Below are 11,986 nucleotides of genomic sequence, written 5' to 3'. Positions count from 1 at the left end.
ATGGGTGTTGAGGTAAGCCGTCTGTCGAACGGCCTGACAGTCGCCACCGAAACCCTTCCAAGTCTCGAATCCGTTGCTCTTGGTGCCTGGGTCAAATCAGGCGCCCGCAATGAGCGTGACGAAGAGCACGGAATGGCCCACCTGCTTGAACACATGGCGTTCAAGGGAACCAGGCGGCGAAGCGCTTTCGAGATCGCGTCGGAAATCGAGGATGTCGGCGGCGAGATCAATGCCGCCACCAGCGTCGAGACGACCTCATACTATGCAAGGGTGCTGAGCGACGACGTGCCGTTGGCCGTCGACATCCTCGCCGACATCATGCAGGAGTCCGAGTTCGATCCGCAGGAACTGGAACGCGAGCAGCATGTGATCCTGCAGGAGATCGGCGCCGCGCACGACACCCCAGACGACATCGTTTTCGACCGCTTCACCGAGACGGCCTTCCGTCACCAGACGATCGGCCGCTCCATCCTCGGCACGCCGGACACCGTCAAATCCTTCACGTCGAAGCAGCTGCACAAATTCATTGAACGGCAATATGCCGCCGAGCGCATGGTGATCGTCGCAGCCGGTGACATCAAGCACGACAATTTCGTGCGTGAGGTGGAACGGCATCTCGGTGGCTTCCGCGCCAAGGCCGAAGGCAACATTCCGCAATATGCGCAGTATGTCGGCGGTGATTTCCGCGAGGACCGCGACCTGATGGACGCCCAGATCGTGCTGGGATTCGAAGGCCGCGCCTATCATGTGCGCGACTTCTACGCCTCGCAGGTTCTGTCGATGATCCTTGGCGGCGGCATGTCGTCGCGCCTTTTCCAGGAGGTCCGCGAAAAGCGCGGCCTGTGCTATTCGGTCTATGCCTTCCACTGGGGCTTTTCCGACACCGGCATATTCGGCGTCCATGCCGCGACCGGGCAGAGCGACATCGCCGAACTGGTGCCCGTCGTCATCGACGAGTTGCAGAAGGCCGGCGAGAACATCCTGCAGGAAGAACTCGACCGGGCACGCGCCCAGTACCGCGCTGGATTGATCATGTCGGCCGAAAGCCCGGCCAGCCGTGCCTCGCAGATCGCCCGGCAATTGCTTCTGTTCGGCCGGCCGATCGCCAAGGAAGAGCTGATGGAACGGCTGTCGGCATTGACGATCGAGCGGCTGACGGACCTGTCGTCGCGGCTGTTCTCGACCAAACCGACGCTGACCGCTGTTGGACCGGTGGGTACGCTCGCGCCCTATGAAGCGATCCTCGACTCGCTTTCGGGCACGCAGACCACGGCCCGCAAGCTCGCCGTCTAAGCCTGTCCAGGCGTTGTGTTCGCGCTCCCTTTCTTTCGCCGCGACCTGCCGGCGCTGAAGGGCGACCGGGTAACGCTGCGCGTGCCGCTGACCAACGACTATCGCGAATGGTCGGCGCTGCGCGGGGAAAGCCGCGCCTTCCTGGAGCCGTGGGAGCCTCGATGGACCCCCGACGAGCTCGACCGCACGGCATGGCGCCACCGCATCGGCCGCTACCGCGAAGACTATGCGCAGGGAACGGCGATCGCCTTCTTCATCTTCGAGAAGACGAGCGGCAAGCTTGCCGGTGGCATCACGCTCGGCAACATCCGCCATGGCGTCGCGCAAAGCGGCCATATCGGCTACTGGATCGGCGAACGTTACAGCGGCCGCGGCCTGATGACCGACGCGGTCAAGGTTGTCACGCGCTTCGCCTTCGATACGCTGAGGTTGCACCGGATCGAAGCTGCCTGTATTCCCGACAACGCCCGGTCGATCCGCGTGCTTGAAAAAGCCGGATTCCGGCGCGAAGGACTTCTGCGATCCTACCTCAGGATCAATGGCATCTGGCAGGACCACTACCTCTACGCCCGGATCGCGGACGATCCGCCTGGCGCAGGAACGAAGGACTGATTTTTGACGAATTTCCTGCGAATCAGGTCGCTGTTCGCCTTTGTCCTGACGGCAATCGTCACGCTTGGCGCGGCGTCCTCGGCCTTCGCCGTCGAACCGATCAAGATCGCCCGCGACGATGTGGCGCTCGACCTTTCAGGCGCCGTCGAAATCTACAGGAACCAGGGCGAGAACTTCCAGGTGTCGACAGCGCCCGGGCCTGATGGCATCGTGCGGCGCATCGAGGTCGAGGCCAATGACGCTCGCTCGACCGGCGACTGGGCGGTGTTCGCACTGGCCAACACCACAGATCAGCAGCTCGACCGGCTGATCGTCGCACCGCACTTCCGGCTGGTGAATTCCGGCATCTTCTGGCCGGATCTCGGCTCGACCCGCATTGCCGCGATCACGCCGAGCGAAGGCTTCGCGCTCGACCGCCAGACCAGTCCCGATGCCGATGTGTTCCGGGTGACGCTGAATCCCGGAACAGTGGTCACCTTCATCGCCGAGCTTGCCTCGCCCAAACTGCCGCAGGTCTACCTCTGGGATCCGGAATCCTACAAGGACTCGGTCAACTCCTACACGCTGTTTCGCGGTATCGTCATCGGCATCGCCGGCCTGCTGGCGCTGTTCCTGACCATTCTGTTCGTTGTCAAGGGAACCTCGATGTTTCCGGCGACGGCGGCGCTCGCCTGGGCGGTGCTCGCCTATATCTGCGTCGATTTCGGCTTCCTCAACAAGATCATAGAAATATCGCCGGGCAATGAGCAGATGTGGCGGGCCGGCACGGAGGTGGCGCTGGCGGCAACCTTCGTGGTGTTCCTGTTCGCCTATCTCAACCTCAACCGCTGGCACGGCCATTTCAGCTACGGCGCTCTGGTCTGGATCCTGGGGCTGGTGCTGATCGCCGGCGTCGCCATCGTCGATCCGGCGGTCGCCGCCGGCATTGCCAGGATTTCCTTTGCCGCCACCGCGCTGACAGGGCTCGGCCTGATCATCTTCCTTGGCATACGCGGCTACGACCGCGCCATCATGCTGGTGCCCAGTTGGGTCATGGTGCTGTTGTGGCTGTGCGGGTCGTGGATGGCGATCACCGGCATGCTCGACAACGACATCGCCCAGCCGGCGCTGGGCGGCGGGCTGATCCTGATCATCCTTTTGATCGGCTTCACCGTCATGCAGCATGCCTTTGCCGGCGGCGCGCTGCATCAGGGCCTTTTCTCCGATCTCGAACGCCAGGCGCTGGCCGTCGCCGGATCGGGCGACACGGTGTGGGACTGGGACGTGCTGCGCGACCGCGTCGTCACCAAGCCGGACGTCAGCATCCAGCTTGGGCTCGCGCCCAACAGCCTCGGCGGTGCCGCCCGCAACTGGCTGCCAGTGCTGCATGCCGATGATCGCGATACTTTCCGCACCACGCTCGACGTGGTGCTGGAGCACCGGCGCGGCCGCGTGGCGCAGAATTTCCGCCTGCGCGGCGCCGACGGGCACTATCACTGGTTCTCGCTCAGGGCACGGCCGGTGATCGGATCGGACGGCGAGGTCATCCGCTGCGTCGGCACGATGGTCGACGTGACAGAGCAGAAGAAGTCCGAGGAACGGTTGCTGCACGACGCCGTGCACGACAATTTGACCGGCCTGCCTAACCGCGAGCTGTACATGAACCGGCTGGAGGCGATCATCTCGATCGCCCGCACCGAAGACAAGGTGCGCCCCACCGTCTTCGTCATCGACATCGACCGCTTCAAGCAGGTCAATGACGGGCTCGGCATCTCGGCCGGCGACACTATCCTGCTCACGATCGCGCGCCGGCTGCACCGGCTGCTCAAGCCCAAGGATTCGCTGTCGCGCTTTGCCGGCGACCAGTTCGCGCTTATGCTGTTGTCGGAGCAGGATCCTGCCCGCATCGCGGGCGTAGCGGACGCCATCAAGCATGCGATCAACAACCCGATCACCTTCGCCAAGCGCGAGATCGTGCTGACCGCTTCGATCGGGCTGATCACCTGGACCTCGGCGCAGACTTCGGCCGAGGACATGGTCAAGGACGCCGAGCTTGCCATGCATCAGGCCAAACGCTTCGGCGGCGACAGGATCGAGCCGTTCCGCCCAGCCTTCCGCACGGTCGGCACCGACCGGCTGCAGCTCGAATCCGATCTGCGCCGCGCCATCGAACGGCGCGAATTCACGTTGGCCTATCAGCCAATCGTGCGGCTGGAAGACGGCAGCGTTGCCGGGTTCGAGGCGCTATTGCGTTGGGACCATCCGCGCCGCGGCATGATCCCGCCGGCGGATTTCATCCCCGTCGCCGAAAGCTGCGGCCTGATCGTGCAGCTTGGCCTGTTCGCCATGCAGCAGGCCGCCGAAGACCTCGCGGGATGGCAGAAACAGATCGGCGATGCGCCGCTGTCGGTTTCGGTCAATCTGTCCAGCCGCCAGCTCATCCGCCGCGATCTGGTCAGCGACGTCCGCTCGGTGATCGCGCGCGCCAATCTGAAGCCACGCTGCTTCCGCCTCGAACTCACCGAATCGCTGGTGATGGACAATCCCGAACAGTCAGCCCATGTGCTGACCAAGCTGAAGCAGCTTGGCATCGGCCTGTCGCTGGACGATTTCGGTACCGGCTATTCATCACTGGCCTATCTGACGCGCTTTCCCTTCGACACGATCAAGATCGACAAGAGCTTCGTCGACGACACGACGCCGAAGCGCGCGGTGCTGCTCAAATCGATGGTCAGCATGGCGCATGACCTCGGCCTCTCGGTCGTGGCCGAGGGCATCTCGGACGAAAGCGATGCGCTCGAACTGCGCCAGATGGGCTGCGAATATGTGCAGAGCTTCATGTTCGGCGCGCCGATGCCTGGCGATCAGGTGCTGAAGACGCTGAAGGAACAGTACCCGCTCACTCAAGCGTGATACGATCCAGGACGTGATGAGGCTCAGGCGTGACCGGCCGCCACGCTGAGATGCGCCAGATCGATGCCTATCGAGGCGAGGATGCGGTCGTATTTGCGCTCGATGTCGGTGTCGAACAGAAGCTCGGCGCTTGCCGGGCAGGTCAGCCAGCCGTTCTCGGCGATTTCGCTTTCCAATTGTCCCGCGCCCCAGCCCGAATAGCCGAGCGCCATCAGCGCGTGCCGTGGCCCTCGGCCCGACGAGATCGCGCGCAATATGTCGACGGTTGCGGTCAGGCAAATGTCGTCGGAGACGGTCAGCGAAGATTCCACCCGGTAGTCGCCCGAATGCAGGACGAAACCCCGGCTGCGATCCACCGGGCCGCCATTGCGCACGACGAAATCGCGGGCCTGCGCCGGCAGGCGGATTGCCTCCTGCTCGTTCATGATGCCGAGCTGCACAAGCAGGTCAGGAAACAGCATCTGCTGGGTCTGGTTGATGATCAGGCCCATCGCGCCTTCATCGCTATGCGCGCAAATATAGATGACCGAGCGCGTGAAACGGTCGTCCTTCATGCCGGGCATGGCAATCAGGAACTGATCATCGAGGAAGCCGCGTGCGGCAGCCGTCTTCTTGTGGCGCAACAAGTCCATGTGACGGAGGGTAACGCGTTTCCGCATCGCCGAAAAGATGCGCCGCGCGCGATTCGCGCCGGAGCTCTCTATCCGGGTCACACGAAGCCGTGTACCCAGGCTCGCGCAAAGCTGTGCCCGAAGTCACGCAAATATGATACCAGCGACGCCATGAAATCATTGCACAGCCATCAACTGACGCTCAAATCAGCGCCATGCAAAGCTTGAAAGTCCTGCTGCTCGGCGCCGCTCTTGGATTGGGAACAGGTCTTCCCGCAGCCGCCTCATCGTCGATCTGGTACAACAGCGAAGGCGGCAAAGTGCGGCTGGTGACCAGCGGCAGGCCCGACGAAGCCGGGCGCATCCACGGCGTGCTTGATATCGCGCTCAAGCCCGGCTGGAAAACCTATTGGCGCGATCCGGGCGACGCCGGCGTGCCGCCGCAGCTCGATATCTCGGCCAGCACCAACATCACTGATGCGACATTTTCGTTTCCGCCGCCCCAGCGCCACGACGACGGCTACGGCAAATGGGCCGGCTACGACCATCCGGTCTCGTTGCCAGTGACGTTCACGCTGTCGGCACCGAACCAGCCGGCCGTCATCGATGCCGATATTTTTCTCGGCATCTGCGAGACGATCTGCATTCCGGTGCAGACGCGGCTGACCGTCGACCCCGGCTCCGATCCGGACAATGCCGAGGACGCCGCGCTGGTGAAGGCTGCCCTTGCAACGCTGCCCACCCCTGCAAGGCCCGATTTCGGCATCAATATCTTGCCGGGCGACCACGAGACGCTGATCGTCGAGGCGAGCTTTCCGGGCGATCCGGAGGCGGCGGATTTCTTCGTCGCCGGCGAACGGGACTACATGTTCGGTGCCCCTGCCCGCAGTGAAAAAGACGGCAAGCTGGTGTTTACGGTGCCAATCCTCGACCGGCCGTCGACGACTCCGACGGATGGCGGTCTCTATTATACACTGACCAGCGCCGATGGCGCTGTCGAGGGACTACTGCCGTTCCCCTGAGGGTTCTTGTTTCATGCATGTCGTTATCCCAAAACCGCTACGCACTTTTGGGCGACATGCATTGATGCTGGCCGCTCGGATGCCGGCCGCTGGCCAGTTGCAGGAATAGGCCTGGTCCGCTATCGCAAGCACAGCTCCTTCCCATCCTTCCCAAGCGAGAGATTCAATGACCATTTCCATTGGCGACAAGCTGCCCGAAGCGACCCTCAAGACGATGACCGCCGACGGCGCCAAGGCGATCACGACGGCCGAGATTTTCTCGGGAAAGAAAGTGGTGCTGTTCGCCGTTCCCGGCGCCTTCACGCCGACCTGCAGCAATAACCATCTGCCCGGCTATCTCGACAATTACGACGCTATCCTGGCGCGCGGCGTCGACACGATTGCCGTCGTTGCCGTCAACGACGTTCACGTCATGGGTGCCTGGGCCCGCTTCAGCGGCGGCGAAGGCAAGATCCTCTATCTGGCCGACGGCAATGGCGATTTCGCCAAGGCGATCGGGCTTGACGCCGACCTTTCCGGCGGCGGTATGGGGCTGCGCTCGAAGCGTTTTTCGATGATCGTCGACGATGGCAAGGTCACGGCGCTCAATATCGAGAGCAAGCCCGGCGTCGACATATCAGGTGCGGCTCACATTCTCGGCCAGCTCTAGCTTTCGCTGGGCGATTGCCTGCTTGGGGGACTTCCATGGCGTTTGACATCTTCTGGCGCGCTGTAGCGATCGGCATCGGCGCCACAGCGCTGATGGATATCTGGGCGATTTTCCTCAATTTGGCGTTTGCCCAACCGCGACCGAACTGGGGGCTGGTCGGCCGCTGGGTCTGGCATCTGCGTGAGAAAGTCTTTCACGACGATATTGGCAATGCCGCGCCCTATGCGCATGAATCGGCGCTGGGCTGGGCCTTCCACTATCTTGTCGGCATCGCCTACGGCATCATTCTGGTCGTCTTGGCGGGATCGGCATGGCTCAACGCGCCGACCTTCCTGCCGGCCTTCATCCTCGGCATGGTCACCGTAGGTGCAGGATGGTTCCTGCTGGCGCCCGGCATGGGCGCCGGCTGGGCCGCCTCAAAGCGCCCCAACCCGATGCAGATCCGTGCCCTCAACCTGGTGTCGCATACAGTGTTTGCGCTCGGGCTTTACGGGACGGCCCTGCTGATCCGCTAGCTGAACTAGCCGACGCCGAGTTGCACCGGCCCGTCAATCGGCCGCCAGCTGTGAATAACGCGACGCGCTCCGATGTCGTAAGCGAAGTAGTTGCCGCCGCCTGCTGGCTGATCCGCTTCGCGGCCGATTTCCCGACCGCTGAGAGACAGCAGCAGGAGCGTTCCCACGCCGCCGTGGCCCACCAAAGCAATATCGCCTGCGCCGTTCGTGCCAAGCACGGTATCGACCTCGCTCACAATACGATGCTGGGCGTCGATAGCCCGCTCCCATCCGCGAATGCTGCTGTGTGGATTGGCGAAGAACTGGTCCGCGACGACTTCGAACTCCGACGGCGGCAGGAAACCCGTTGCCGACCGGTCATTCTCATGCATCCGCGCCCTCACCTCGACCGCAAGGCGCAGATGTCTTGCGAGGATCTCCGCGGTTTCTATCGCCTTACGTTCGCCTGACGACACGATACGCTGGATCGACCCAACCCACGGCTGGTCGAGCATTGCCGAGGCTCTTGCTTGCCCGATGTCGGATAGTCCCCACTGCGGCACTGGAATGCCGGCATCGATCCGAACCTGGGGATGCGTGATATAGTATGCGACAGGCACGATAGAGGTCTTTCTGCCAGTGAGCGGACCCGCGCCGGAATTCAATAACTCTGGGTAGAGCGGCGCGCCTTTGTGGCCGCCGGCTGCTTTGCCAGCGCAGCCGGTTTCGGCGCCGCTGCAGATATGACCGGACCTTTCTTGAACGGCGCCATGCCTTCGCGGGCAAGCTCGTCGGCACGCTCGTTTTCGGTATGGCCAGCATGGCCCTTGACCCAATTCCAGGTGACCTTGTGGCGCCGGTTGGCCTCATCAAGCGCCTGCCATAATTCACCATTCTTCACCGGCTTCTTGTCGGCGGTCCTCCAGCCATTCTTCTTCCAGCCATGGATCCACTTGGAAATACCGTCCATGACGTATTTGCTGTCTGTGTGAAGATCGACCTCGCATGGTTCCTTCAGCGCATTCAGCGCCGAAATGGCCGCGAGCAGTTCCATGCGGTTGTTGGTGGTTTCGGCCTCCCCCCCCGACAGCTCCTTCGTTTTGCCGTTGAAGCGCAGGATCGCTCCCCAGCCACCCGGCCCAGGATTGCCCGAACAGGCACCATCGGTGAAGATTTCAACGTGCTTGGTCATATCAGTCCGTATTCGGAGGGAGAGCTGATCGCCCGGTGGAAGCGCATCCTGCGGATATATTCGGTCGGATCGCGTTTTATGACCAGCCCACCGTTGGGAACGGTCAGCCAGTCGTAGAGCCGGGTCAGCATGAAGCGCAGCGCCGAGCCGCGCGCCAGCATCGGCAATGCCGCCTTCTCGTCTCCGTTCAATGGCCGAACGCTCTGGTAACCGGCAAGCAGCGCGGTGCCCTTGGTCAGGTTGAAGGAGAAATCCTTCTCGAAACACCAGGCGTTGAGGCAAGTGGCGACGTCATAGGCGTAGAGATCGTTGCAGGCAAAATAGAAGTCGATCAGGCCGGACAGCTTTTCACCGAGAAAGAAGACGTTGTCCGGGAAAAGATCGGCGTGGATGATGCCTTTCGGCAGGCCCTTCGGCCAGTTCCGCTCGAAATCGGCGAAGTCGGCATCGACCTCGGCCGCCAGTCCTGGCTCGACCTCGTCGGCCCGGGCGTGGGAGGCAACCCACAGCTTGCGCCAGCCATCGATGGCAAGCGCGTTCTGCCGGGTCATGGGAAAGTCCTGACCCGCAAGATGGAGTTGCGCCAGCGCCTTGCCAACCTCACCGCAATGTGCCGCCGTCGGCCGCCGCAGCGACAGCCCCTCGAGAAAGGTGATGATGACTGCCGGCCTTCCGGCCAGCGTGCCGATGACGGTGCCGTCGTGCGCGGTCACCGGAAGCGGGCACGAAATGCCCTTCCTGGCGAGATGGCCCATGAGGCCGAGAAAGAAGGGGAGATCGGCCTTGTCGACGCGCTTTTCATAGAGCGTCAGTATGTAGGAGCCGCTGGTTGTGTGGAGCAGGAAATTCGAGTTCTCGGTGCCTTCGGCGATGCCTTTGTAGGACAAGAGGTCACCGACCGGATAGGCCTTCAGGAACGCGCCGAGTTCGCCTTCATTGACGTCGGTATAGACTGCCATGGACTGTTCACGCGGCTCCGTTGACGAAGGCCATGTCGGCCTTCGTCAGTTCGACATCGCGCAGAACCCGCATGACTGGAAAATCCTCCGTTTCCGTCGCCGTGATCGCCAGGTCGATGGTTACGTCGAAGCGTTGCCTGAACGCGTCGATGATCTCGTCGACGATGATTTCCGGCGCCGACGCACCCGCCGACAGGCCGAGCGTCGAGATACCGGCAATGTCATTCCAAGGAATCTCGGAGGCGCGCTGCACGAGAAGCGACATCGAGGCACCGGCGCGTTCCGCCACTTCGACGAGACGCCGCGAATTGGAGGAGTTGGGCGCGCCGACGATCAGGAAGAGATCGGCGCCCGCTGCAGTCTCCTTGACCGCTTCCTGACGGTTGGTGGTGGCGTAGCAGATCGATTCCGCGGCCGGCGCATGCAAATCTGGAAAGCGGTCCCTAAGCGCCCGGATGATGCCGGCGGTGTCCTCGACCGACAGCGTCGTCTGGGTGACGAAACCGAGCGCCTGCGGGTCGGCGGGCACCAGTTTCGCGGCGTCGGCTTCGGTCTCGATCAGCGTAACGGCGCCATCGGGCAATTGGCCCATCGTGCCGATCACTTCCGGGTGCCCGGCGTGGCCGATCAGAAGCACATGGCGACCGAGCCGCTGATGGCGCATCGCCTGCTTGTGAACCTTCGACACCAGCGGACAGGTGGCGTCGAGATAGAACAGGTTGCGCGCCTGGGCGTCCGCCGGCACCGACTTCGGCACGCCATGCGCCGAAAAGACGACCGGGCTCTGGCGATGCTGCGCCGGGATCTCTGACAATTCCTCGATGAACACGGCGCCCAGGCTTTGCAGCCCCTCGACGACATAGCGGTTGTGCACGATCTCGTGGCGGACATAGACCGGCGCGCCGTATTTCTTTAGCGCCAGCACGACGATCTGGATGGCGCGGTCGACACCGGCGCAAAAGCCGCGCGGCTGGCAGAGCCGGATCGTCAGCGGTGGCTTTGTCTGAAGCATGTTTGCGGGCCGGTTGATCGGATCGTGGACTCGGGAACTCAAGGCGCGAAATGAGGTGCGCGCACCTGCCCTGTCAAGGGCGGCGACTTAATCATCCCGCCTTCCCGAGCGGCGGAGCCTGAAGAGCAGCACCCCGGCAAGGGCGGCGGCAAGGCCGTACCAGGTAACGGCATATTGCAAATGGCTGTTCGGCAGGTCGATGATGGTGACGCCGCCGACCGGCAATCCGCCGGGATTTGGCGCCTTGTCGGCATCGATGAAGAATGGCACCAGGCGAGCGCCGGCCGGCAGACCGGCGCTCGTCGCCATCGCGTCGCGGTCCTTCCAGTAGAAGATGTTCTTCTTCAGATCATTGTCGGGAAGCATCATCGACGGCTTCGCCGGCAGCGGGTTGCGGGCCAGGCCCGTCACCGTCACTTCGCCCGCTACCTGACCTAGCGGACGCTTGGCCGCGTCCTTCAGGTCGTAAGGCACGAAGCCGCGATTGACCAGGATGAAGCGGCCATCGTCCAGTTCAAGCGGTGTGAAGACATCGAAACCGGAAGCGCCTTCCCAGGTGGCGAAGAAATGCCGCTCGCCTTGATGCAGGAAGGTGCCCGTCACCATCACCGGCGTGTAGTCGACATCGCCGCTGGACGCGAACTCGCTTTCGACCTCGGCCAGCGGCCGGGGTGGCGAATGCGTGCGCTGGTCGATGGTCCTGAGAAGTCCTTCCTTCCAGTGCAGGCGTTGGACCTGCCAGGAGCCGAGCGCCAAAGGGATGAGGAACAGCACAAGGCCGAGGCCAAGCAGCAATGCCGTCTTCGCCCGCGAACGGCCGGCGATGGAACCGGATGTCGTGCTCATTCGCCGTGGTCCAGCCTGCCCTCTGCCGCCTTGTTGCGGTACTGCAGCGTCAAGAGCACGCCCTTGATCAGCCTGAGTGCCCCCAGGCAAAGCACCAGCGTCAGCGGTATCCACAGCAAGAAATGCAGCCAGAGCGGTGGGTTCAGCGTCACCTCCATCCACAGCGCCAGCCCGACGACGATGAAGCCTATGATCAGGATGACGAACACCGCCGGTCCATCACCGGCATCGGCGTAGGAATAGTCTAGGCCGCAATTGACGCAGCGCTTGCCGACGGTGAGGAATCCGGAAAACAGCCGTCCCTCGCCGCAACGCGGGCAGCGGCCGTGCAGGCCAGCCGAAATCGGATCGACCGGTGGCCAGATCGCCTTGTCTTCACTCATCTCGCCACCTTAATTCGCTTT

Annotated in this window: 13 protein-coding genes; 6 read left to right on the top strand and 7 right to left on the bottom strand. The window is 62.8% G+C overall.

Annotated elements, in window-relative coordinates; all coding sequences use genetic code 11:
• From OHD62_RS29425 to OHD62_RS29415, 3 genes are read left to right on the top strand one after another with little or no spacing between them, the layout of a single operon-like run.
• Entirely contained in the window at positions 1 to 1,293 is a 1,293-nt protein-coding gene (locus tag OHD62_RS29425; protein ID WP_263790382.1) for a M16 family metallopeptidase, read from the top strand.
• A gap of 15 nt (positions 1,294 to 1,308) precedes the next feature.
• Entirely contained in the window at positions 1,309 to 1,905 is a 597-nt protein-coding gene (locus tag OHD62_RS29420) for a GNAT family N-acetyltransferase (RefSeq protein WP_263790381.1), read from the top strand.
• Positions 1,906 to 1,908: 3 nt separating this feature from the next.
• Complete coding sequence (locus tag OHD62_RS29415; protein ID WP_318528646.1) at positions 1,909 to 4,797, top strand: EAL domain-containing protein; 2,889 nt, start codon at positions 1,909 to 1,911, stop codon at positions 4,795 to 4,797.
• A gap of 23 nt (positions 4,798 to 4,820) precedes the next feature.
• Here the strand turns inward: OHD62_RS29415 and OHD62_RS29410 are convergent, their stop codons facing one another.
• The gene (locus OHD62_RS29410; RefSeq protein WP_097576712.1) at positions 4,821 to 5,429 is read right to left on the bottom strand and encodes a YqgE/AlgH family protein; all 609 of its coding nucleotides are present in this window, start codon (positions 5,427 to 5,429) and stop codon (positions 4,821 to 4,823) included.
• A gap of 194 nt (positions 5,430 to 5,623) precedes the next feature.
• On the opposite strand from OHD62_RS29410, the gene OHD62_RS29405 reads away from it, so the two are divergent.
• The 3 genes from OHD62_RS29405 (at position 5,624) to OHD62_RS29395 (ending at position 7,594) form a co-directional block, all read left to right on the top strand.
• Positions 5,624 to 6,430 carry a protein-disulfide reductase DsbD domain-containing protein gene (locus OHD62_RS29405; RefSeq protein ID WP_263790378.1) on the top strand — a complete coding sequence of 269 codons (807 nt, stop codon included), beginning with the start codon at positions 5,624 to 5,626 and terminating at the stop codon, positions 6,428 to 6,430.
• 166 nt (positions 6,431 to 6,596) lie between these two features.
• Positions 6,597 to 7,079: a peroxiredoxin gene (locus OHD62_RS29400; protein WP_263790376.1), complete on the top strand. Its 483-nt coding sequence runs from the start codon at positions 6,597 to 6,599 to the stop codon at positions 7,077 to 7,079.
• A gap of 35 nt (positions 7,080 to 7,114) precedes the next feature.
• Positions 7,115 to 7,594 carry a DUF2938 domain-containing protein gene (locus OHD62_RS29395; RefSeq protein ID WP_263790375.1) on the top strand — a complete coding sequence of 160 codons (480 nt, stop codon included), beginning with the start codon at positions 7,115 to 7,117 and terminating at the stop codon, positions 7,592 to 7,594.
• A gap of 5 nt (positions 7,595 to 7,599) precedes the next feature.
• Here OHD62_RS29395 and OHD62_RS29390 read toward each other — a convergent pair whose 3' ends face one another.
• The 6 genes from OHD62_RS29390 to OHD62_RS29365 all read right to left on the bottom strand — a co-directional run bounded on the left by OHD62_RS29390 (position 7,600) and on the right by OHD62_RS29365 (position 11,965).
• Complete coding sequence (locus OHD62_RS29390; RefSeq protein ID WP_263790698.1) at positions 7,600 to 8,193, bottom strand: histidine phosphatase family protein; 594 nt, start codon at positions 8,191 to 8,193, stop codon at positions 7,600 to 7,602.
• A gap of 41 nt (positions 8,194 to 8,234) precedes the next feature.
• Positions 8,235 to 8,765: a ribonuclease HI gene (gene rnhA, locus OHD62_RS29385; RefSeq protein WP_263790373.1), complete on the bottom strand. Its 531-nt coding sequence runs from the start codon at positions 8,763 to 8,765 to the stop codon at positions 8,235 to 8,237.
• A complete protein-coding gene (locus tag OHD62_RS29380; protein ID WP_263790371.1) occupies positions 8,762 to 9,724 on the bottom strand; it encodes a homoserine kinase in 963 nt (320 codons plus the stop codon). The genes rnhA and OHD62_RS29380 overlap by 4 nt, the downstream gene beginning before the upstream one ends.
• 7 nt (positions 9,725 to 9,731) lie before the next feature.
• Positions 9,732 to 10,736 (bottom strand): 4-hydroxy-3-methylbut-2-enyl diphosphate reductase, encoded by a 1,005-nt coding sequence (gene ispH, locus OHD62_RS29375; protein WP_263790369.1) that lies wholly within the window; start codon positions 10,734 to 10,736, stop codon positions 9,732 to 9,734.
• A gap of 87 nt (positions 10,737 to 10,823) precedes the next feature.
• Entirely contained in the window at positions 10,824 to 11,582 is a 759-nt protein-coding gene (locus tag OHD62_RS29370) for an SURF1 family protein (protein WP_263790368.1), read from the bottom strand.
• Positions 11,579 to 11,965, bottom strand: coding sequence for a DUF983 domain-containing protein (locus tag OHD62_RS29365; RefSeq protein ID WP_263790365.1), 387 nt, complete (start codon positions 11,963 to 11,965; stop codon positions 11,579 to 11,581). Before OHD62_RS29365 ends, OHD62_RS29370 begins: the two co-directional genes overlap by 4 nt.
• Positions 11,966 to 11,986 lie beyond the last annotated feature (21 nt).

It is taken from the genome of Mesorhizobium sp. YC-39 (assembly GCF_025753795.1).
Taxonomy (GTDB): Bacteria; Pseudomonadota; Alphaproteobacteria; order Rhizobiales; family Rhizobiaceae; genus Mesorhizobium.
Note: the sequence above shows the minus strand (reverse complement) of the source record. Positions and strands in the feature narration are given on the sequence as shown.